Source organism: Salmonella sp. SAL00670, from assembly GCF_046552235.1.
Classification (GTDB): Bacteria; Pseudomonadota; Gammaproteobacteria; order Enterobacterales; family Enterobacteriaceae; genus Salmonella; species Salmonella enterica.
The window spans coordinates 278,847-299,417 of the sequence record NZ_JBGDUO010000003.1; the positions used below are offsets into that span (position 1 = coordinate 278,847).

General features: G+C 53.0%; 21 protein-coding genes. 7 read left to right on the forward strand and 14 right to left on the reverse strand.

Annotated features, from left to right (window positions below; all coding sequences use genetic code 11):
- Positions 1 to 50: 50 nt before the first annotated feature.
- The 5 genes from glxR to allA form a co-directional block, all read right to left on the reverse strand.
- Complete coding sequence (gene glxR, locus ACLJRS_RS12490; RefSeq protein ID WP_000765810.1) at positions 51 to 929, reverse strand: 2-hydroxy-3-oxopropionate reductase; 879 nt, start codon at positions 927 to 929, stop codon at positions 51 to 53.
- A gap of 100 nt (positions 930 to 1,029) precedes the next feature.
- A complete protein-coding gene (gene gip / locus ACLJRS_RS12495) occupies positions 1,030 to 1,806 on the reverse strand; it encodes a hydroxypyruvate isomerase Gip (RefSeq protein ID WP_000943590.1) in 777 nt (258 codons plus the stop codon).
- 12 nt (positions 1,807 to 1,818) lie between these two features.
- Positions 1,819 to 3,600, reverse strand: a complete 1,782-nt coding sequence (gcl, locus tag ACLJRS_RS12500) for a glyoxylate carboligase (RefSeq protein WP_410957823.1) — start codon at positions 3,598 to 3,600, stop codon at positions 1,819 to 1,821.
- A gap of 84 nt (positions 3,601 to 3,684) precedes the next feature.
- Positions 3,685 to 4,503 (reverse strand): HTH-type transcriptional repressor AllR, encoded by an 819-nt coding sequence (gene allR, locus ACLJRS_RS12505; RefSeq protein ID WP_000141265.1) that lies wholly within the window; start codon positions 4,501 to 4,503, stop codon positions 3,685 to 3,687.
- 78 nt (positions 4,504 to 4,581) lie between these two features.
- On the reverse strand, positions 4,582 to 5,064 hold the full coding sequence (allA, locus tag ACLJRS_RS12510; protein WP_000764659.1) for an ureidoglycolate lyase: 483 nt from the start codon (positions 5,062 to 5,064) through the stop codon (positions 4,582 to 4,584).
- Positions 5,065 to 5,290: 226 nt separating this feature from the next.
- Between allA and allS the strand changes: the two genes are divergently transcribed.
- Positions 5,291 to 6,217 carry an HTH-type transcriptional activator AllS gene (gene allS, locus ACLJRS_RS12515; RefSeq protein WP_000460169.1) on the forward strand — a complete coding sequence of 309 codons (927 nt, stop codon included), beginning with the start codon at positions 5,291 to 5,293 and terminating at the stop codon, positions 6,215 to 6,217.
- Positions 6,218 to 6,286: 69 nt separating this feature from the next.
- Positions 6,287 to 7,381 carry a tRNA 2-selenouridine(34) synthase MnmH gene (mnmH, locus tag ACLJRS_RS12520; RefSeq protein ID WP_001154061.1) on the forward strand — a complete coding sequence of 365 codons (1,095 nt, stop codon included), beginning with the start codon at positions 6,287 to 6,289 and terminating at the stop codon, positions 7,379 to 7,381.
- A 28-nt stretch (positions 7,382 to 7,409) separates the two neighbouring features.
- On the opposite strand, the gene ACLJRS_RS12525 is transcribed toward mnmH, so the two are convergent.
- The 6 genes from ACLJRS_RS12525 to ybbA form a co-directional block, all read right to left on the reverse strand.
- Positions 7,410 to 8,069 (reverse strand): methionine ABC transporter permease, encoded by a 660-nt coding sequence (locus ACLJRS_RS12525; RefSeq protein ID WP_000342247.1) that lies wholly within the window; start codon positions 8,067 to 8,069, stop codon positions 7,410 to 7,412.
- Positions 8,062 to 9,078, reverse strand: coding sequence for a virulence-associated ABC transporter ATP-binding protein SfbB (gene sfbB / locus ACLJRS_RS12530; protein ID WP_000569660.1), 1,017 nt, complete (start codon positions 9,076 to 9,078; stop codon positions 8,062 to 8,064). Before sfbB ends, ACLJRS_RS12525 begins: the two co-directional genes overlap by 8 nt.
- A 36-nt stretch (positions 9,079 to 9,114) precedes the next feature.
- Complete coding sequence (locus tag ACLJRS_RS12535) at positions 9,115 to 9,945, reverse strand: MetQ/NlpA family ABC transporter substrate-binding protein (protein WP_000524317.1); 831 nt, start codon at positions 9,943 to 9,945, stop codon at positions 9,115 to 9,117.
- Positions 9,946 to 10,201: 256 nt separating this feature from the next.
- Positions 10,202 to 11,335 (reverse strand): porin, encoded by a 1,134-nt coding sequence (locus ACLJRS_RS12540; protein WP_000152862.1) that lies wholly within the window; start codon positions 11,333 to 11,335, stop codon positions 10,202 to 10,204.
- Positions 11,336 to 11,521: 186 nt separating this feature from the next.
- Positions 11,522 to 13,936, reverse strand: coding sequence for a putative ABC transporter permease subunit YbbP (ybbP, locus tag ACLJRS_RS12545; protein ID WP_000561759.1), 2,415 nt, complete (start codon positions 13,934 to 13,936; stop codon positions 11,522 to 11,524).
- Positions 13,933 to 14,619, reverse strand: coding sequence for a putative ABC transporter ATP-binding protein YbbA (gene ybbA / locus ACLJRS_RS12550; RefSeq protein WP_001110589.1), 687 nt, complete (start codon positions 14,617 to 14,619; stop codon positions 13,933 to 13,935). Before ybbA ends, ybbP begins: the two co-directional genes overlap by 4 nt.
- Here ybbA and tesA point away from each other — a divergent pair.
- The 3 genes from tesA to cnoX all read left to right on the forward strand — a co-directional run bounded on the left by tesA (position 14,590) and on the right by cnoX (position 17,043).
- Positions 14,590 to 15,204: a multifunctional acyl-CoA thioesterase I/protease I/lysophospholipase L1 gene (gene tesA / locus ACLJRS_RS12555; RefSeq protein ID WP_001010574.1), complete on the forward strand. Its 615-nt coding sequence runs from the start codon at positions 14,590 to 14,592 to the stop codon at positions 15,202 to 15,204. The genes ybbA and tesA overlap by 30 nt on opposite strands.
- Positions 15,205 to 15,358: 154 nt before the next feature.
- Positions 15,359 to 16,129 carry an SDR family oxidoreductase gene (locus ACLJRS_RS12560; protein ID WP_001172802.1) on the forward strand — a complete coding sequence of 257 codons (771 nt, stop codon included), beginning with the start codon at positions 15,359 to 15,361 and terminating at the stop codon, positions 16,127 to 16,129.
- A 59-nt stretch (positions 16,130 to 16,188) separates the two neighbouring features.
- The gene (cnoX, locus tag ACLJRS_RS12565; protein ID WP_000116060.1) at positions 16,189 to 17,043 is read left to right on the forward strand and encodes a chaperedoxin; all 855 of its coding nucleotides are present in this window, start codon (positions 16,189 to 16,191) and stop codon (positions 17,041 to 17,043) included.
- Between the two features lie 85 nt (positions 17,044 to 17,128).
- Here the strand turns inward: cnoX and fetB are convergent, their stop codons facing one another.
- Positions 17,129 to 17,908: an iron efflux ABC transporter permease subunit FetB gene (gene fetB, locus ACLJRS_RS12570; RefSeq protein ID WP_001002132.1), complete on the reverse strand. Its 780-nt coding sequence runs from the start codon at positions 17,906 to 17,908 to the stop codon at positions 17,129 to 17,131.
- Complete coding sequence (fetA, locus tag ACLJRS_RS12575; protein WP_000140197.1) at positions 17,895 to 18,572, reverse strand: iron efflux ABC transporter ATP-binding subunit FetA; 678 nt, start codon at positions 18,570 to 18,572, stop codon at positions 17,895 to 17,897. Before fetA ends, fetB begins: the two co-directional genes overlap by 14 nt.
- 146 nt (positions 18,573 to 18,718) lie before the next feature.
- On the opposite strand from fetA, the gene ACLJRS_RS12580 reads away from it, so the two are divergent.
- Complete coding sequence (locus tag ACLJRS_RS12580; protein ID WP_000906146.1) at positions 18,719 to 19,636, forward strand: SPFH domain-containing protein; 918 nt, start codon at positions 18,719 to 18,721, stop codon at positions 19,634 to 19,636.
- Positions 19,633 to 20,085, forward strand: a complete 453-nt coding sequence (locus ACLJRS_RS12585) for an NfeD family protein (protein ID WP_000561179.1) — start codon at positions 19,633 to 19,635, stop codon at positions 20,083 to 20,085. Before ACLJRS_RS12580 ends, ACLJRS_RS12585 begins: the two co-directional genes overlap by 4 nt.
- On the opposite strand, the gene cueR is transcribed toward ACLJRS_RS12585, so the two are convergent.
- A complete protein-coding gene (gene cueR / locus ACLJRS_RS12590) occupies positions 20,086 to 20,502 on the reverse strand; it encodes a Cu(I)-responsive transcriptional regulator (RefSeq protein ID WP_001026760.1) in 417 nt (138 codons plus the stop codon).
- Positions 20,503 to 20,571: the final 69 nt, after the last annotated feature.

Here is a 20,571-nt window from a genome sequence, read left to right on the forward strand (position 1 = left end):
AGAGTGTTCCTTGTGAACAGGTATCGCTGCAGCCGCAGCGATACACATAATTAGGACAATTTATGATTGGCCATTAATTCCAGCGCCTGTACCATTGCCGAATGATCAAGCTGGCTCCCGCCATTTGCCGCACAGGTATTGAATAATTCCTGGCAGGTCGCCGTATTCGGTAAATTCAGCGCCAGCGCTTTTGCGCTTTGCAATGCAAGATTAAGGTCTTTCTGATGAAGCGCGATTTTGAAACCAGGCTCGAACGTCCGGTTGATCATGCGCTCGCCGTGAACTTCCAGAATGCGTGAAGAGGCGAACCCGCCCATTAACGCCTGGCGCACGCGTACCGGATCGGCGCCTGCTTTTGAAGCAAACACTAAGGCTTCAGAAACCGCTTCAATATTCAGCGCAACAATAATTTGGTTAGCCACCTTACAGGTTTGCCCATCCCCATTGCCGCCCACCAGGGTGATATTTTTTCCCAGGATGTCAAAGAGCGGTTTAACGCGGTCAAAGACTTTCTGCTCGCCGCCGACCATAATCGACAGAGTGCCTTCACGCGCCCCGATTTCTCCCCCGGAAACCGGGGCATCCAGGTAATCAGCGCCCATTTCATTAACGCGCTGGGCAAAACGTTTGGTTTCGATAGGAGAAATAGAACTCATATCGACGATGGTTTTTCCCTGAAGCGATGTTTTGGCGCAACCGTGTTCGCCAAATAACACGTCTTCAACCTGCGGCGTATCCGGCACCATTATGAAGATGATGTCTGCAAATTCAGTTACCTGACGTGCAGTCTCAACATTTACCGCCCCCAGCGAGAGCAGTTCGTCCGCGACCGGACCAATAGTCGTAACGTGTAATTGATGACCGGCGCGTGCCAAATTGATAGCCATTGGCGAGCCCATAATTCCCAGGCCAATAAATCCCAGTTTCATATACAACCTCTTTTATTGCTTTCGGTGTTTCCAGATTCAGGCAACACAATCCCCTTCCAACACAGTGGAAAAAAAAGCGCTGCCCGAATTATTCTGCGTTTTAACGGTACTGATTAATCCACGATAATCCCGCTTCCGTGGTAGTCAGTGGTTTATATTCACAGCCAACCCAGCCATCATAATCAGACTGTTTAATGACATTAAAAATAAAGTCATAATTGATTTCCCCGGTCCCCGGCTCGCCGCGACGCGGGTTATCAGCAATCTGTAAATGGCCTATTTTATCGGCCCATGCCGTCATGGTTTGCGTTAATTCCCCTTCCATGCGTTGCATGTGATAAATATCATACTGAATTTTGATATTATCACTGCCGATATCCTTAATTAATGCTAACGCCTGTTGAGTGCCGGTGAGATGGAATCCCGGCATATCAAAGTGATTAATAGGTTCGATAAGTAATAAAATGTCTTCTTTCGCCAGCATATTTGCCGCATAGCGCAGGTTTTCAACCAACGTGTCGTGGATCTCCGTTGCGGAGAATCCTGACGGCGTTTTACCCACCAGACAATTTATTTTCTTATTGCCTAACGCACGTGCATAGCGGATTGCGGCCGCTACGCCATCGCGAAACTCTTCTTCGCGCCCAGGAATACAGGCAATTCCACGTTCGCCAGCCGCCCAGTCGCCAGCAGGTAAATTATGTAACGTATGTTCCAGATTATTATCCCTGAGCTTACGTTTTAACACTTCGATGTCGTTATCGTAGGGAAACATGAATTCCACGCCGCGAAATCCCGACAACGCCGCTTTATCAAAGCGTTCCAGGAAATCATATTCCGTAAACAGCATAGAAAGATTGGCAGAGAAACGTAACATCGATTACCTCCCTTACTCATATTTCATAAAACAGGTTTCTGTTGGCGCATCTTTCGCACTATCCGCAACCTCTTCAAACTCGGTTACGTTATCCAGTTCGCTGCCCATGGAAATATTGGTTACGCGTTCCAGAATGACTTCCACCACCACCGGAACGCGATATTGCGCCATTAGCGCTTTGGCTTGTTCAAATGCAGGCGCAATATCTTCCGGTTTAAAGACACGAATTGCTTTACAGCCTAACCCTTCCGCCACTTTTACATGGTCAACGCCATAGCCATTCACTTCGCTGGAGTTGATATTTTCAAAGGCGAGCTGTACGCAGTAGTCCATGTCAAATGCGCGTTGCGACTGGCGAATCAGACCAAGATAAGCGTTGTTAACCAGCACATGGATATACGGAATGTTAAACTGCGCGCCGACGGCTAACTCTTCAATCAGGAACTGGAAGTCGAAATCGCCGGAAATCGCCACCACATTGCGTTGCGGATCGGCAGCACAAACCCCTAATGCCGCCGGGATTGTCCAGCCAAGAGGCCCCGCCTGGCCGCAGTTGATCCAGTGTCTGTCTTTAAACACATGCAGCATCTGCGCTGCCGCGATTTGCGACAATCCAATGGTGGTGACATAGCACACATCGCGACCAAAGGTTTTGTTCATCTCTTCATAGACGCGCTGCGGCTTCACTGGCACGTTGTCAAAGTGGGTTTTACGCAGCAAAGTCCGTTTACGCTGCTGGCATTCGTCCACCCAGGTCTTCCGGCATGGCAAACGCCCCGCCTTTTGCATCTCCTGCGCGACATCGATCAGCAACGTTAGCGCCGCTTTGGCGTCCGAAACGATGCCCAGATCCGGGCACAACACGCGGCCAATTTGCGTCGGTTCAATATCGATATGGATGATTTTTCGCCCCTGAGTATATTTCTCAACGGACCCCGTATGACGGTTGGCGAAACGGTTACCGATGCCAAAAACCATATCAGATGCCAGCAGAGTGGCGTTGCCGTAGCGATGCGCCGTTTGCAGGCCGACCATCCCCGCCATTAAGGGGTGATCGTCCGGGATACAGCCCCAGCCCATCAGAGTAGGGATCACCGGTACGCTGGTCAGTTCGGCAAACTGCTGCAGCAGTGGCGCGGCGTCGGCGTTAATAACCCCGCCGCCCGCGACAATTACCGGACGCTCGGACTGAATCAGCATCTCCAGCGCCTTTTCAATCTGTACGCGGCTGGCGGCTGGCTTATATACCGGCAGCGGCTCATACATATCCGGATCGAATTCGATTTCCGCAACCTGGACATCAAACGGTAAATCAACCAGCACAGGACCTGGGCGGCCTGAGCGCATCAGATGAAAAGCCTGCTGTAATACGCGCGGCACCAGCGCCGCCTCACGAACCGTCACTGCCATCTTGCTGACTGGTTTTGCAATCGCTTCAATATCGACTGCCTGGAAATCTTCCTTGTGCAGACGCGCTCGTGGCGCCTGACCAGTAATGCATAAAATCGGGATAGAGTCGGCAGAAGCGGAATAGAGCGCGGTGATCATGTCGGTTCCCGCCGGGCCGGAAGTGCCCAGGCAAACCCCAATATTACCTGCCGCCGCACGTGTGTAGCCCTCAGCCATATGTGAAGCGCCTTCCACATGACGCGCCAGTATATGGCGAATGCCTCCATGCTTACGCATTGCAGAATAGAAGGGGTTGATTGCAGCCCCAGGAACGCCGAATGCTGTGGTGATACCTTCTTTTTCCAGCACATACATTGCCGCATCCACGGCTCTCATTTTTGCCATTTTATTGCTACCTCTTTTTATTGGAAAAAGTTTCCAACTTTTAAAAATTTTAAAAAAGTCCCGCTCCAGCGAGCGGGATGCGGCTCAGGCTACAGGGGGTTTTAGCCCAAGCGCCGTACTGATGTCTTTCGCGGTATCCCGTACCAGTTCACCCTGGCTGATAAAGCGATCTTCCGTCAGCCGGGAAGCCGGTCCCGATATTGAGATAGCGGCGACCACGCTGCCCGCATCGTCATAGATAGCGGAGGCGATACAATTCAGCCCGACAACATGTTCTTCCTGGTCGACGGTGTAGCCCTGTTCACGCGCCTGCTCCAGATTTTTAAGCAGGATAGGTAAATCCACCAGAGTGGTCGGCGTAAACCGCCGCAAACCGGTATTGACGACGATCCCCACCAGCTCTTCTTCGGTGAGCGGGTAAAGCAGCGCTTTTCCGGCGCCGGAAGCATGTAACGGCAGACGACTCCCTAAGGGCGCGCACATTCTGACCATCGATTTGCACTCCTTTTGACCGATTAACACCGCTTCATTACCGTTGCGAATCGCTACGTTGACCGTCTCGCCAGAAAGCAGCATAAGTCGGTGCATAAAGGGTCCGGCCACCGAGAGGACATCGCGATTATGAATATACGCAGAGCCCACATTAAATACGCCTAAACCAATATGCCACCAGCCAAGCTGGCTATCCTGGTACACAAAATCAGCCGCTTGCAGTACCTTTAACAGGCGAAACGTCGTAGAAAGCGGTAAATCCAGGCTGCCGGAAATATCGCTAACTGATGAACTGCCGCCGCTTCTTTCGAGATATTGCAATATCGCTATGCCCCTCTCCAGCGCCTGAGCGCCTTTCTGCGCAGTCGGCTCTGCCTGTCCTGGCCTGCCGCGTCGTCTTACTTCCGTCATATTTACGTTAACTCCGGCCCAAAATATGAGCATAAACAATGAACAATATGTTCATCTTATGCAAGAAGGCCAATAGCGTCACGCAAAACAGAGTTCATGTGTCGGGATACTTTCAACATCACAGTTATCGCTGCCACCGCGATCCACCGTCAGAAAATCGGTAACCGTCTGCCATGCAAACAGCGGGTGATGCCATACATTACGGTGATAATTGACGCCCTGCCGTCCATTGCTAATAAACGCCCGCAGCGTGGAGAGATCGGGTTTATCATCGCCGAGCGCGACAATAACGACAAAAGCCTCGCCGTTCATCGGCACAAACGCCTGCGTACCTAAAGGATGACGTTCCAGTTCATGTACCACAATAGGCATCGCGGCCGGTTGCGCCCTGTTAATACTGATCAGCGTGCGATCCTGCTCCAGAACTTCAACCTTCGCCAGGTCGTGATATCGCTCAACTAACCCGTTGTTTATATGAAAAAAGTCACGTTCCTGCGTCTCAATAACATCGCCATAGGCGCTGAACGTCTTCTGATCTAACGGTAATACCTCAAGTTTCATTATTTTTCCCTTGTAGCTCGATTCCGTTTAACCGCGGTTTGGACTCTGTCCGGTTTCAATACCATGCAATCTAAAACCTTCGGGATTTAACATCAACATAAAAGTTGGAATATTTTTCCAAAAGTAGATTTAGACCACAAATCAAACATGGCTATTATGTAAAACTACTTAAAAATCATAGGAAAACAATTCTGGTTTTATCAGGATCGTAAGGAGGCGTCTGACGATGTTTGACCCGGAAACACTGCGTACCTTTATCAGCGTTGCCGAAACGGGGAGTTTCTCCAAAGCGGCGGAGCGCCTGTGTAAAACCACGGCAACCATTAGCTACCGCATCAAACTGTTGGAGGAAAATACCGGCGTAGGGCTGTTCTTTCGCACAACGCGAAGCGTCTCGTTGACGGCGGCGGGCTCTCACCTTCTCTCTCAGGCAAAAGACTGGCTTGCGTGGCTGGACAGCATGCCTGACGAGCTACGCCAGGTTAACGACGGCGTAGAGCGTCAGGTCAATATTGTGGTGAATAACCTGCTCTATAGCCCGCAAGCGGTCGCCAGTCTCTTATCGTGGCTTAATGCGCGTTACCCTTTCACTCAGTTTCACTTTTCCCGGCAAATTTATATGGGCGTCTGGGATTCGCTCCTGTATGAAGGTTTTTCGCTGGCGATTGGCGTAACTGGCACCGAGCCGTTGGCTAATACCTTTATGCTCGACCCTTTAGGTTCCGTACAATGGCGTTTTGTGATGTCTGCGGATCATCCTTTAGCTCACGTCAGCGGGCCTCTAACAGAAGCGCAGTTGCGCCGTTTCCCGGCAATTAATATCGAAGACAGCGCACGTACGCTGACCAAGCGGGTAGCCTGGCGCCTTCCGGGGCAGAAGGAAATTATCGTGCCTGATATGGAAACCAAAATCGCCGCTCATCTGGCAGGCGTCGGTATCGGTTTTGTCCCGCAGCCGCTTTGTCAAACGCTGATCGACAAAAACGAACTGGTAAGCTGTACCATCCCTACGATGCGTCCGCCCTCACCGTTAAGCCTCGCCTGGCATAAATTTGGCGGAGGCAAAGCGGTAGAAGACATTGTGAAATTATTTACCCAACGGCAACCCGAAATAGCCGGTTTTTTATCCATTTTCAATACCGTACGCTGTTAAAAATCAAGCCACTTTGCGAATTGGCGCGTAAAATAACGCAAGGGATGATTTGAGGTTACGTTTTACGTTATGCAAGACAGACAAAAAGCACAGGACTATCGCGCGATCCTCCTTGCCGATACGCCTTTAATTGATGTACGCGCGCCGATTGAGTTTGAACAGGGCGCCATGCCGGGCGCTATCAACCTGCCATTGATGATGGATGACGAGCGAGCCGCCGTCGGCACCTGCTACAAACGTCAGGGCGCGGATGCGGCGTTAGCGTTGGGGCATCGGCTGGTTTGCGGCGACATTCGCCAGCAGCGGCTTGAGGCCTGGAAAGCCGCGTATCAACGTTTCCCCAACGGGTATCTGTGCTGCGCGCGCGGCGGTCAGCGGTCACATATCGTACAACGTTGGCTGCAAGAAACAGGGATTGACTGCCCGCTTATTGAAGGCGGCTATAAAGCGCTGCGCCAGACAGCAATTCAGGCGACCTGGCAACTGGCGCAAAAACCGATACTTTTAATTGGCGGCTGTACGGGCAGCGGCAAAACGCAACTGGTGCGACAACAGCCCAACGGCGTGGATCTGGAAGGTCTTGCGCGTCATCGCGGCTCCTCTTTTGGCCGCACGCTGAACCCCCAGCTCAGCCAGGCCAGTTTTGAAAACAAACTTGCCGTTGAATTGCTGAAAATTAACGCGCGTCAGACGCTAAAAAGGTGGGTACTGGAAGATGAAGGGCGAACGATCGGCGCCAACCATCTGCCTGAGTGTTTACGCGAAAGAATGGCGCAGGCCCCCATTGCGGTAGTGGAAGATCCGTTTGCGCTTCGTCTGGAACGACTGCGTGAAGAGTATTTCATCCGTATGCATCACGACTTCACCCACGCCTACGACGATGAAGCCGGTTGGCAGGCGTATAGTGAATATCTTCATCATGGACTGTTCGCTATTCGCCGCCGTCTGGGGTTGCAACGCTTTGCCGAACTGACGGACACGCTGGATAGGGCGCTGGCAGAGCAATTATCCAGCGGCAGCACCGACGGCCATATGGCATGGCTGGTTCCGCTACTTAACGAATATTACGACCCAATGTATCGCTATCAACTGGAGAAAAAAGCCGCGAATATCGTTTTTCGCGGCCCATGGCAAGACGTTGCCAACTGGCTAAAAGCGCAATAGCTTACTTTTATTGCCGGCTGACGCCGGCTTAGTGTCTGTCGCGCTTGTCGGCACGTTTTGCCAGCCAGTCGCCCAGCATCTGAACGACCTGAACCAGCACAATCAACGCCACCACGGTAACAACCATCACTTCGGTTTCGTAACGGTAGTAGCCATAGCGAATCGCCAGGTCGCCTACCCCGCCGCCGCCGACAATCCCGGCCATCGCCGAGTAGCCGATTAAGCTTACCAATGTAATCGTCAGGCCGCGCAGCAGCCCTGCGCTGGCTTCCGGCAACAGTACGGTACAGATAATACGCATCGGACTAGCGCCGAATGCCAGCGCCGCCTCAATAATCCCTTTATCGACTTCACGGAGCGCGCTATCTACCAGGCGTGCATAAAACGCGATTGCGGCCACCGACAGCGGGACGGAGGCTGCAATCGGGCCAATGGTATTGCCCAGCAAAAGCTGCGTTAGCGGCAGTAACAGCACCAGTAAAATAACAAATGGCACCGAGCGGATAATATTCACCAGAACCGAGGCGACGAGATAAATAAAACGGTTCTGCCAGAACAGATGACGATCGGTGACAAAAATCAGAAAACCGAGCGGTAGACCGCCAAGAATCGCCAGCACCGTTGAAATACTCAACATCTGGAAAGTTTCATTGAACGCCAGCGTTAAATCCGGCAATAAATCATCCACGGATCACCTCCACCTGTGCAGTACGTTGACGGATATGCTCCACGGCGGCGGCCACCGCCGTTGGATTATGCGGCGCGGTTAATTGCACCACCAGAATGCCCAACGCGCGTTCGCCGATATACTCAATCTTGCCATGCAGGATATTGACCGCGACGCCAAACTTGATCGCCACCTCCGACAGTACCGGCTGCTCCGCCGAATCGCCGATAAACAAAATTTTCAGCAACTGCCCGGGCAGGTGTTCCCGTAAACGTTCCGGCAGGGTCAAATTAAGGGTATGAGACACCAGTTGCTGTGTGAAAGCGTGTTGCGGGTGGGCAAACACATCAAACACCTCGCCCGATTCCACAACCTTACCGCCCGACATCACCGCCACGCGATCGCAAATAGATTTGATCACGTTCATTTCATGGGTGATCAGCACAATAGTAATCCCGAGCTGTGCGTTGATCTGTCTGAGCAGAGCCAGAATCGTGGCGGAAGTTTCCAGATCCAGAGCGGAAGTTGGTTCGTCACACAACAACACATCCGGATGGTTAGCGATAGCGCGCGCTATCCCCACCCGCTGTTTTTGCCCGCCGCTGAGCTGTACCGGAAAACGGTTCGCTTTATCGGCAAGGCCCACCAGCGTTAAAATTTCCGCCACCCGTGGCGCGATTTTGCTGCGTTCCCAGCCAGCCGCTTTCAGGCTAAACGCAACGTTTTGCGCCACTGTCCGGGTATGCATTAAGTTAAAATGCTGGAAAATCATACCAATACGCTGCCGCGCCTGACGTAACGCTTTTCCGTCCAGCGCCGAAATTTCCACGCCGTTGACGTTGACGCGCCCCTGGCTGGGACGCGTTAAGGCGTTCAGGGTACGCAGCAGAGTGCTTTTTCCTGCGCCGCTGGTACCGACAATGCCAAAAATCTCGCCCGCGGCGATATGCAGGCTCACATCATCCACCGCGCGCGTGGGGGTACCGCGACCGGCGGTAAAATCGACGCAGACTTTTTCTATTTCAATCATATTCACCTCAGAAATTGGGGATGGCTACCGCTGCGATCAGGGTGTCGCGGTCATCCATTCCGGTTTCTGGAAGGCGCTATAAATATTCTTTGGATCGTCGATGACCGCGCGATAAGCCGGCGATTTCACCGCCTCGACAATATCTTTGGCAAACGGCTTATCGGCATCTTCACTGCGTACCGCAATGATATTTTTCAGATTCTCATCCAGGTGTTCCTGCTTAATCGCGCTGGAGAGATCCAGTCCTGCCGCCACCGCAAAGTTCCCGTTAACCAGCGCGCCGGTCACGCCATCCAGCGTGCGCGGTAGCTGTGCGGCTTCCAGCGGTTTGAAAACCAGTCCTTTTGGATTGCTGGCGATATCTCGTTCAGAGGCTTTGGTCGGATCGATATTGTCCTTAATCGTGATGAGCCCCAACGATTGCAGGAAGCGAAGGCCGCGCGCCAGGTTAGTCGGATCGTTGGAGAGAGTAATAATGTCCCCTTTTTTAAGCGCATCCAGACTGTTGATTTTACGTGAATAGAAGCCCATCCCAGCGGTCGGTACCACAATAAGTTTGCTGAGCTTCAGCCCTTTGTCAGCGGTGAATTTGTCAAAATAGAGGGTATGTTGAAAGAGGTTGGCGTCGATGCTGCCGTTAGCTAACGCCATATTGGGCTGGACATAGTCGCTAAACTCGCGCACCACGACCTTATACCCTTTTTCTTTTAATGTCGGCGCAATCGCCTGCTTCACCATGTCGCCATACGGCCCTGGCGCGACGCCAAATACGATCGTTTGCGGGGAACTATCGGCATGGGCAAACTGTAATCCGCAGGCCAGTAATAGCGTGCTGGCCGCAATGCGTAAACTCTGACGCAATCCCATAATTTCTCCATTTTAAATAGTGTGATGCTGTGCCGGATGCCGTTCATGCGGCATCGTCTGTTTTGGCCCAAACGAAAGGCTATTTCTTAACATGACACAGATCACAGCCTGCTGTCCTTGAAATTATTTCATGATGTTTCCTGGTGTGTCGTTAAATGTACGAGGCAGGCGCTCAGGCGTGTGTCAGGCGGGAATGGCGTAAAGGGAAATGCCGGATAAGAGGTCTTAACGCCAGCATCCGGCACAGGAAAACGCTTTAGAAATCGTAACGCAGACGCACCAGGTTCATATCGCCCAGATTGTCAGTGCTGGAGGTGAAAACATGTTCATAATCAACGCGGAAACCATAATCCAGTTGGAAGGTGATCCCCACGCCGTTATCGGTACGCAGATAGTCGCGGCCATTCACATATTCAATGCGGTCGCCCATAAAGTACGGTTGAATAGCTTTCACGGCATACTGACCAATCGGGAAAGCGTAACCGACAAAATATTCCAGACCCCACGCATCGCCGGCAAAGTAATCATTCACAGATACTTTTTTGGTCGTCATAAAGTTCTGATACCAACCGCCGCCTGCGGCGATAGTCCAGTTTTCCGGCGTCCAGCTTAACGCGGTACCGACAATATTTTGATCGTAAGTTTTATTGCCGTTGCCGCGCATCTCCGCACGGGTATAGTTCCATGCCGTCCCCCAGGTCAGATCGTCGGTGAGATGGTAATCCGCGCCTAAAGAACCGCCGCCTTTACGTTTGTAATTCAGGCCGTTATTGGCATTATAATCGTCGCTGAACAGATAAGACGCGTAGAGATCGACATTGCCAATGCTTTTCTTATACTTCAATGACTTACGCGTGCGGTAAGAACCATCGTAGTCGCCGTTAATCCCGTTGCCCGGCGCCTGACCTATCATGTCGTAATCCCAGATATCGGTTTTTACGCCCACCACATCGTAATAAATGCTGTTCTGTTGACCGAAGGTCAGCGTTCCCCACGTCGCGCTCTTGAAGCCGGTATACAGCATACGGCGAGTGGTATCAGTCGCGCCCTTCGCATAATGGTTATCCCAGTCAAATACCGCAGGGATATTGACGCCCAGCTCGTAATAGCTAATCCAACTGATATCATCAAACAGATAATAATCCGCGGCGAAGCGGAAACGCGTCCCGCCATCAAAACCATTACGTTTATAACCGTTCGCGCCGTCATTGCCGGTCATATTCTGGAACTGCGGACGAATACTCCCGCCAACGGTGAAATTGAGTCGGCTGAGTGGATTACCCGCCTGGGGATCTTGTTTTAAAACGGTGATTTCCGCCTGAGTGGCGAAAGGCATGAAAGCCATTGCCGCGCCGATCGATGCCGCCAACGCTGTTATTTTAATTGTCATTATATTTTCCTTGATAGATAGCCAATCCAAATCATTTAGCAGGCAAATAATAACCGTTATAAAACCTTACGTGTTGTGTATTTTTTAATGATTTGTGCTACTAAAAATCAAGGAGTTAGCAATTTGTGCGACTAAATAAAGTACGCGCCGTTTTAAAAACCGGCGCGAAATTATTCACATCATGAATCATCCGCTAAACTGTCGGAATAGCGCTTTGCCTTTCAGCAAACGAACGCCAAGCCAGCCGCCGCATACGGAAAGCAGCAGCGCGCCGCAAAACGGCAGTGCGACCCATAAACGCCAGTCCGGCTCCCAGGGGAAATCAAAAACGTTGATTTGTAAGATCGCCAGCGCCGTCTCCGCGCCAATCGCGGCGACCAGCCCGGCAACTAACCCCAGCATGGCGAATTCGCACCAGAGTGTGGTACGCAACAGTTTCTTTCCGGCTCCTAATGTGCGCCACACCACCAGCTCCTGATGGCGCTGACGCATCCCGACCTGTACCTGGGCCAGTAATAGCAACATGCCGCAGAGGGTGACTAGCACAACCATCACCTCCAGCGCCCGACTGACCTGCTCCAGCACCTGTCCCACCTGTTTCAGGATCGCCCCGATATCTAACAGGCTGACGGTAGGAAACTCGCGGTTAAGCTGCGTTAACATGCCGTTGCCATTCTCCCAGCGAAAACTGGTCAACCAGCTTTGCGGTTGCCCGTCCAGCGCCCCGGAAGGAAAAATGAAGAAAAAGTTGGGCCGCAGGCTTTCCCAGTCCACTTGACGCAGGCTGGTGACTTTAGCGCTAAATGCCTGGGTATCGCCCATAAAGGTTACGCTATCGCCGAGTTTGACGTTCAGCCGCTTCGCCAGCCCCTCTTCCATAGAGACTTCGCCCGGTTTTGGCGGCCAGTGACCGGCGACCAGCGGATTATGCGCCGGGCGCGTATCCTGCCAGGTCAAATTCAGTTCACGGTTGAGCGACTCATCCTGCTGACCTTCCGTCGGATTACCGTTTATCCTGGTTAACCGCGCCCGCACAATCGGATAAAACGTCTGCGGAATCACCTGATGTTCTGCCAAAAAGGCTTTCAGCGGCGCAACCTGTTCTGAAGCAATATTGATAAGGAAATAGTTCGGACTTTCCGGCGGGAGCTGCTGTTGCCAGCGATCAAGGAGGTCGCCGCGCAGCACCAGCAAGAGCGCCAGCAGCATAAACGAAAGCGAAAACGCCGAAAGCTGACTCAACGTTGACCACGGCTGACGCAGAAGTCGGCTGACGGCCAGACGCAGCGGTAGCGACGTCAACGTCATGCCGCGCAGCACGTTAAGCAGCATCCAGCCCACCAGACCGCACAGCAGCGCCAGTATCACGGCGCCCGCCAGAACCGCCCACAACAGCATACTTCCGCCCATCAATCCGGCGAGCAGCGCCACCACGACGGCGCAGGCGACAGGCAAATAAATTTTTAACGGCCAGACGCGAGCGACAACATCGCGGCGCAGCACCCGTAGCGGCTGGGTCGCCAGCAACAATCGATAAGGCCGTAAACCGACCAGCAGAGAGATGACCGTCATCGCGCCCAGCGCCCACAGCCAGGGCCACAGGCTGGCGGGCGGCAAATCGGCGGGCAGTACCGGTTTTAGCAGCACCAGCAATATGTTTTCAAACAGTAACCCAATCGCGCCTCCCGTGACGGCGGAAAGCCCCAGCACCATCAACCACTGTCCGATAATAAGTTTACGCAACTGGGCCCGGCCCGCGCCCAACGTTTTTAAAATCGCCACCAGATCGTAGCGGCTACGGCAGTAATGGCTCATCGCCACCGCGACGGCAGCTACCGCCAGCAGTAGCGTTAATAACGCCGAAAGCAGCAAAAACTGCTGCGAACGTTCGAGCGATTTCCCCAATGCCCCGTCATCCTGCTCCAGTCCGTACCAGCGATGTTCCGGTTTAAGCTGCGGTAACAGCCAGCTTTCATAGCCAGTAAGCTGTTGCGGCGTTCCGCCGAATTTATACCGCCACATCACGCGGCTCCCCGGCTGTATCGCACCGGTTTTTGCCACATCGGCCATATTCATCATCAGACGCGGCGCCATCTGAAAAGGGTTAAATCCGGAATCCGGCTCCTGCACCACTTCACCGGCAATACGCAAGGTCACGTCGCCGACATCAATGGTATCGCCCGTTTTCAAATTAAGCAGCGCCATCAGACGCGGCGCCAGCAGTACGCTACCCGGCTGCGGTTTCACTCCGTCAGGACAGGTTTGCAATTCGCCGTACATCGGATAAACGCTATCTACCGCCTTCACGCTGGCCAGTTGCGGCGTATCGCCGGCAAACGTCATGGTCGCAAAGGTTAACTGCTCGCCCACGTTAAGGCCGCGTTTACGCGCCTCTTCAAGCCAGGCTTTCGGTACCTCCCGCGAACTTTGCAGCGTCCGATCGCCTGCCATAAACTCGCGGCTTTGCTGACTTAACCCTTTTTCCATCCGGTCGCTGATACTGCCGAGCGCTAGTACGCAGGCCACCGCCAGACTCAACGCCAGCCAGACAATAATCAGCGACGGCGAGCGCCATTCGCGCCAGAACCAGCGAGCTATCATGCCTCCTCCTGTAACTGACCGTTGACCAACCGCAGCCGCCGGTCGCAGCGCGCCGCCAGCGCCGGGTCGTGCGTCACCAGAATCAGCGTGGTGCCGTGCTCGCGGTTAAGCGAAAATAGCAGGTCGGCGATTTTATCTCCGGTCTGACGGTCAAGGTTGCCCGTCGGCTCATCGGCAAACAGCACATCAGGACGCCCGTTAAACGCGCGCGCCAGCGCTACGCGCTGCTGTTCGCCGCCGGAAAGCTGTGCCGGAAGGTGGTCAAGCCGTTTTCCCAGTCCCAGTTGTTCGAGCAGCGCTTTCGCCCCCGCCTTACTCTGACCGCTGTTTTCACCGCGTAGCAGGGCCGGTAGCTCAACGTTTTCCAGCGCGTTAAGCGTAGGAATAAGCATGAAGGATTGAAAAACAAAACCGACATGCTGAGCGCGAAGCTGCGCCCGCGCCTCTTCGTCCATCTGGTGAAGCGGTTTCCCGACCAGTCTGACCTCTCCGCTACTGCCGTCATCCAGTCCGGCGAGAATCGCCAGCAGCGTAGATTTTCCCGATCCTGATTCGCCAATCAGCGCAATGGTTTCGCCGCGTTTGACAACCAGTTCAACTCCGGTAAGGATGGAAAGCTCATGCTCACCCTGACCGACGGACTTCCTGAGACGATGAACTTCAACACTGTTTTCCGCTGGCATTTGCCCTTCCTGTTTTTGATCCTGTTAACTTTCCGTGCCGCCGCCGCAGACACCTTATTAATTCTGGGCGATAGCCTCAGCGCCGGTTACCGTATGGCCGCCAGCGCGGCATGGCCGTCGCTCCTTAATGATAAATGGCAAAACAAAACGTCGGTCGTTAATGCCAGTATAAGCGGTGATACCTCGCAGCAGGGACTGGCGCGTTTGCCGGCGCTGTTGCAACAGCATCACCCGCGCTGGGTAGTGGTGGAGCTTGGCGGCAACGATGGCCTACGCGGTTTTGCGCCTGCGCAAACCGAACAGACGCTACGTAAAATCATTCAGACGGTGAAAGCCGCCGATGCCCAACCGTTACTGATGCAAATTCATCTGCCCGCTAACTACGGTCGCCGTTATAATGAATCCTTTAGCGCCATTTATCCTAAGCTCGCCAAAGAGTTCGATATTCCTCTGTTACCGTTTTTTATGGAAGAGGTATATCTGAAACCACAGTGGATGCAGGATGACGGTATTCATCCCAACCGCGACGCCCAGCCGTTTATTGCTGACTGGATGGCGAAGCAGTTGACCCCTTTTCTCTCCTGAATCATTCGAGTTGCATGAAGGCGGCACGTAAGAGAATTTCCAGGAGCACAGATACCTATGTGACTGGAGTAAACGAACGCACAGGCAACTTGAAGTATGACGGATATAGTTAAACACGACTCTTAAATCAACGGAGATCCTGACAGGTAAAGTTATGCAAAAATCGGTCTTAATAACAGGATGTTCCAGCGGAATCGGTCTGGACAGCGCGCTTGAACTTAAACGCCAGGGCTTTCAAATCCTGGCGGGCTGCCGCAAACCTGATGATGTCGCCCGGATGAACAGTATGGGATTTACCGGCGTGTTGATCGATCTCGACTCCCCTGAAAGCGTGGATCGTGCCGCCGATGAAGTGATCGCCCTGACCGATAATCGTCTGTATGGGATCTTTAACAATGCCGGCTACGGCGTATATGGCCCCCTTTCCACCATCAGCCGTGAGCAGATGGAGCAACAGTTTTCCAGTAATTTCTTCGGTGCGCATCAGCTTACTATGCGCTTACTTCCCGCCATGTTGCCGCATGGCGAAGGACGCATTGTGATGACCTCATCGGTAATGGGGCTGATTTCCACCCCAGGGCGCGGCGCTTACGCCGCCAGCAAATATGCGCTCGAAGCCTGGTCTGACGCGCTACGTATGGAGCTACGGCACACAGGCATTAAAGTGAGCCTGATAGAACCGGGGCCGATTCGTACCCGTTTTACCGATAACGTTAACCAGACGCAGCGTGATAAACCGGTAGAAAATCCCGGCATCGCCGCACGTTTCACCCGCGATCCTGACGCGGTAGTAGCGAAAGTACGTCATGCTTTTGCAAGCGATAAACCCAGGCTGCGCTATCCCGTTACGCTGGTCACCTGGGCGGTGATGGCGCTGAAACGCATATTGCCGGGCCGGATGCTGGATAAAATTTTACAAAGCTGAGTTGAAGCGCGCCCGTCAGCCCCCATGTAAACGTGACACAGACAAAAGAGAGCGACGCCATGTCCGTACAGAACATTGTCAATATTAATGAATCCAACCTGCAGCAGACCTTAGAACAGTCCATGACCACGCCGGTACTGTTCTATTTCTGGTCTGAACGCAGCCAACACTGTCTGCAATTAACGCCAGTGCTGGAAAGTCTGGCTGCCCAGTACCACGGTCAGTTTATTCTGGCAAAGCTGGACTGCGACGCCGAACAGATGATCGCCGCTCAGTTTGGGCTGCGCGCCATCCCGACAGTCTATCTGTTCCAGAATGGCCAACCGGTCGATGGTTTCCAGGGGCCGCAGCCGGAAGAGGCAATTCGCGCTCTGCTGGATAAAGTACTGCCGCGTGAAGAAGAGCTAAAAGCGCAACAAGCGATGCAGTTAATGCAGGAGGGCAACTACATTGACGCGCTGCCGTTGCTCAAAGACGCCTGGCAGCTCTCTTCGCAGAACAGTGAGATTGGCCTGTTACTGGCGGAAGCGCAAATTGCGCTGAACCGCTCTGAAGAGGCCGAAGCGGTGTTAAAAACTATACCGCTACAGGATCAGGATACCCGTTATCAGGGGCTGGTTGCGCAGATCGAACTGCTTAAACAGGCGGCGGATACGCCGGAAATTCAGCAACTTCAGCAGCAAGTCGCGGAGAATCCGCAGGATGCGGCTTTGGCAACGCAACTGGCGTTGCAGTTGCACCAGGTCGGACGTAATGAAGAAGCGCTGGAATTGCTGTTCAGCCATCTGAGAAAAGATCTTGCCGCCGCCGAGGGACAGACGCGCAAAACCTTCCAGGAGATCCTTGCCGCGCTCGGCACCGGCGATGCGCTGGCGTCGAAATACCGCCGCCAGTTGTACGCGCTACTGTATTAATCCTCTCTTGCCTGATGGCGCGCTTATCTGGCCTACCTGTCGTCCTCAGGCCGGATAAGGCGCTTGCGCCATCATCCGGCAACTATCATGATTTCTTGAGCGGCATCACTACCAACTGATGACGCGAATTATAGAACTTCCGGTAGGTTAAATAGCAGGCAATGATGGTAGACAGGCTGGCTGTCGACAACAGCATAAACGTTACCATAATTTGATATTTAATCGCTTTTACCGGATCGATCCCGGCAAAAATCAGCCCGGACATCATCCCCGGCAGGCTCACCAGCCCAACGGTCTTTGCCGAGTCGATCGTCGGGATAAGCGATGCGCGGATGCTATCGCGGATAAGCCCGGTGGAGGCCATTTTCGGCGTTGCGCCCAAACTTAACTTTTCCTGTATTTGCTGCTGCTCGCTATGAAAACGTAGCCCCAGTTGGTTGTAGCACAGCCCTACCGCTACCATCGCATTACCGGCGACCATGCCAGCGATGGGAATCACCTGCATCGGCGCAAATTCAATCGAACCGGTAAGCACCAGTACCGTCAGCGTTAGTCCGGCGCCGACGGTGATGGCGATAAACGAGGAGAGAAATGCCTTATCGATATATTTACTGCGCTTTTGCGCGTTCCAGGCGGCGTTAAAACAGATGAACAGCACCATCAGTAGCGTCAGGGCGGCATGATTAACGCCAAAGATGTATTTCAGTACATAGCCGACAATAATGAGCTGTATCACCGCCCGGCATACGCTCCACAGAATATCTTTTTCCAGCGCCAGCTTTTCCTTGTGACTGATGAGCATCGCGACCACCACCAGCAGCATCGATAACGCCAGCGAGGTATTGGTAATATTATGCTCGTTCATAACGCGCCTCCTGCATCTCTCCGGCAGATGGCGTTAACGTTATCACCTTATCCGCGTGTTGAATTTCATCTTTATCATGCGTTACCCACAAGACAGCGACCTGCTTATCGCGAACATAGCGATGAATAATATCATTCACATTCCGTTTGTTATGTTCATCCAGCGCGCTGGTTATTTCGTCGAGTAACAGTATTTTCGGCAGAAACTGTAGATTACGAATTAGAGCAATACGCTGTTTTTCCCCGCCGGAAAGCGCGGCAATCGGTTTTTGCAGAATCGTTTCCGGCAGTTCAAAACGCGCCAGATCGTCTGCGAAGGCTGTCGGCTGCGGGCGCTGATGGCGAATTTGCCAGGGAAAAATCAGGTTATCGTAAACCGTATCGCCAAATAGCGCTGGCGTCTGAGCGCAATAAGAAACCTGCTGGCGATAGTCTTCCGGACTCAGAGTAGTAATATCCTGCCCCTCAAAAAGAATCACGCCGATATCAGGGCTTATTAACGAGGCCACCATTTTCAACAACGTACTTTTTCCGCAGCCAGAAGGACCGGTAATTAACTTAAATTCGCCGCGTTGCAGCGTAAAACTGATGTTATTCACTATTTTTGTCGTCGCAGTCCGGTAACCGACCTGCTTTAACTCAAGCAACATGCTACGTTCTGTCATTTATTGCGCATCCGTTGTTCATATTTTTATAGCGATAGTGTATCCCTGTAATTAATAAGGGGGGAACATGCTTTACTGAATCAGGTATAATTCGCTTAATTCGTCAGCAAAATCGGTTTATGGACAACGCAACAGGAGGTTTAGCTATGCTCATTCTTATCCCTATTCTCATTTTCGTCGCGCTGGTGATCGTCGGCGCGGGCGTCAAAATCGTTCCGCAGGGATACCAGTGGACGGTGGAGCGCTTTGGACGTTACACCAAAACCCTGCAGCCGGGATTAAGCCTTGTTGTACCGTTTATGGACAGAATTGGCCGCAAGATCAATATGATGGAGCAGGTGCTGGATATTCCGTCGCAGGAGGTGATCTCAAAAGATAACGCCAACGTCACTATCGATGCGGTCTGTTTTATTCAGGTTATCGATGCGCCGCGCGCCGCCTATGAAGTCAGTAACCTGGAACTGGCGATCATTAACCTGACCATGACCAATATCCGTACGGTGCTCGGTTCGATGGAGCTGGATGAAATGCTCTCCCAGCGCGACAGCATCAACACGCGGCTGCTACATATTGTCGATGAAGCCACCAATCCGTGGGGAATTAAAGTTACCCGTATCGAAATTCGCGATGTCCGCCCGCCCGCGGAATTGATCTCCTCTATGAACGCCCAGATGAAAGCGGAACGTACCAAACGCGCCTATATCCTTGAGGCCGAAGGGGTACGTCAGGCGGAAATCCTCAAAGCCGAGGGGGAAAAACAGTCGCAGATTCTGAAAGCCGAAGGCGAACGTCAGTCCGCTTTCCTGCAGGCGGAAGCGCGCGAACGTTCCGCCGAAGCGGAAGCCCGCGCTACGCAGATGGTGTCTGAAGCCATCGCCGCCGGGGATATTCAGGCGATAAACTACTTTGTGGCGCAGAAATACACCGAAGCGTTACAGCAAATCGGCTCGGCGAATAACAGCAAAGTGGTCATGATGCCGCTGGATGCCAGCAGTCTGATGGGCGCTATCGCCGGGATCAGCGAGCTGGTTAAGGACAGCGCCAGCGAACGGAAAAAAGCATGATAGCGATGATTCTGGTGCATCCGCATATCTTCTGGCTTAGCCTCGGCGGCCTGTTGTTGGCTGCGGAAATGCTCGGCGGTAACGGCTATTTGCTGTGGAGCGGCGTGGCGGCAGTGATTACCGGCTTAACCGTCTGGCTCTTACCGCTCGGCTGGGAATGGCAGGGCGTGCTGTTTGCGGCCTTAACGTTGCTGGCGGCCTGGCTTTGGTGGCGCTGGCTGGCGCGTCGCGTGCGGGAACAGAAGCCGACCAACAGCCGCCTTAACCAACGCGGACAACAACTGGTAGGCCGCCGGTTTATGCTTGATGCCGCGTTAGTGAACGGACGGGGTCATATGCGTGTCGGCGACAGCTCGTGGCCGGTATGCGCTGACGAAGACCTGCGCGCAGGTACGCATGTCGAAGTGATCGCCGTAGAAGGCATCACCCTACGCATTCGCGCCGTTTAATCAACGTGGCTTTTGCGCCTTGTGATGACAGCAGCCGGAAAGATTATCAATAATCGGGCAGTCGGCGCTGTCATCGCCGGGACAACTCTCCGCCAGCGCCAGCAGTTGATCGCGCATTGATTGCAGCTCGCTGATATGGCGCTCGATCTCTGCGACCTTTTCCAGCGTCCGCTTTTTCACATCTGCGCTATGGCGTCGCGGATCGTTAAACAGATTGACCAGTTCGCCACACTCTTCCAGATTAAACCCCACCTGCCTCGCCTGTCGCAGCAACGTCAGCTCGTTTAAATGCTTCTGCGTGTAGGTGCGATAACCATTTTCGCTACGTAATGGCGGCGTCACCAGCCCTTTCTCTTCATAAAACCGAATGGCTTTGCTGGTTAAACCGGTTTTTTTCGCCACATCGCTAATATTCATATTTCCCCCTTGACCTTAACCTTGCTGGAAGGTTTAACCTTTATCACAGTGAGTCACTACGATTACTAA

Coding starts and splice junctions, on each gene's coding strand:
- glxR (WP_000765810.1), bottom strand. CDS start 929: ATGAAACTGGGATTTATTGGCCTGGGAATTATGGGCTCGCCAATGGCT.
- gip (WP_000943590.1), bottom strand. CDS start 1,806: ATGTTACGTTTCTCTGCCAATCTTTCTATGCTGTTTACGGAATATGAT.
- gcl (WP_410957823.1), bottom strand. CDS start 3,600: ATGGCAAAAATGAGAGCCGTGGATGCGGCAATGTATGTGCTGGAAAAA.
- allR (WP_000141265.1), bottom strand. CDS start 4,503: ATGACGGAAGTAAGACGACGCGGCAGGCCAGGACAGGCAGAGCCGACT.
- allA (WP_000764659.1), bottom strand. CDS start 5,064: ATGAAACTTGAGGTATTACCGTTAGATCAGAAGACGTTCAGCGCCTAT.
- allS (WP_000460169.1), top strand. CDS start 5,291: ATGTTTGACCCGGAAACACTGCGTACCTTTATCAGCGTTGCCGAAACG.
- mnmH (WP_001154061.1), top strand. CDS start 6,287: ATGCAAGACAGACAAAAAGCACAGGACTATCGCGCGATCCTCCTTGCC.
- sfbB (WP_000569660.1), bottom strand. CDS start 9,078: ATGATTGAAATAGAAAAAGTCTGCGTCGATTTTACCGCCGGTCGCGGT.
- ACLJRS_RS12535 (WP_000524317.1), bottom strand. CDS start 9,945: ATGGGATTGCGTCAGAGTTTACGCATTGCGGCCAGCACGCTATTACTG.
- ACLJRS_RS12540 (WP_000152862.1), bottom strand. CDS start 11,335: ATGACAATTAAAATAACAGCGTTGGCGGCATCGATCGGCGCGGCAATG.
- ybbP (WP_000561759.1), bottom strand. CDS start 13,936: ATGATAGCTCGCTGGTTCTGGCGCGAATGGCGCTCGCCGTCGCTGATT.
- tesA (WP_001010574.1), top strand. CDS start 14,590: ATGAACTTCAACACTGTTTTCCGCTGGCATTTGCCCTTCCTGTTTTTG.
- ybbA (WP_001110589.1), bottom strand. CDS start 14,619: ATGCCAGCGGAAAACAGTGTTGAAGTTCATCGTCTCAGGAAGTCCGTC.
- ACLJRS_RS12560 (WP_001172802.1), top strand. CDS start 15,359: ATGCAAAAATCGGTCTTAATAACAGGATGTTCCAGCGGAATCGGTCTG.
- cnoX (WP_000116060.1), top strand. CDS start 16,189: ATGTCCGTACAGAACATTGTCAATATTAATGAATCCAACCTGCAGCAG.
- fetB (WP_001002132.1), bottom strand. CDS start 17,908: ATGAACGAGCATAATATTACCAATACCTCGCTGGCGTTATCGATGCTG.
- fetA (WP_000140197.1), bottom strand. CDS start 18,572: ATGACAGAACGTAGCATGTTGCTTGAGTTAAAGCAGGTCGGTTACCGG.
- ACLJRS_RS12580 (WP_000906146.1), top strand. CDS start 18,719: ATGCTCATTCTTATCCCTATTCTCATTTTCGTCGCGCTGGTGATCGTC.
- ACLJRS_RS12585 (WP_000561179.1), top strand. CDS start 19,633: ATGATAGCGATGATTCTGGTGCATCCGCATATCTTCTGGCTTAGCCTC.
- cueR (WP_001026760.1), bottom strand. CDS start 20,502: ATGAATATTAGCGATGTGGCGAAAAAAACCGGTTTAACCAGCAAAGCC.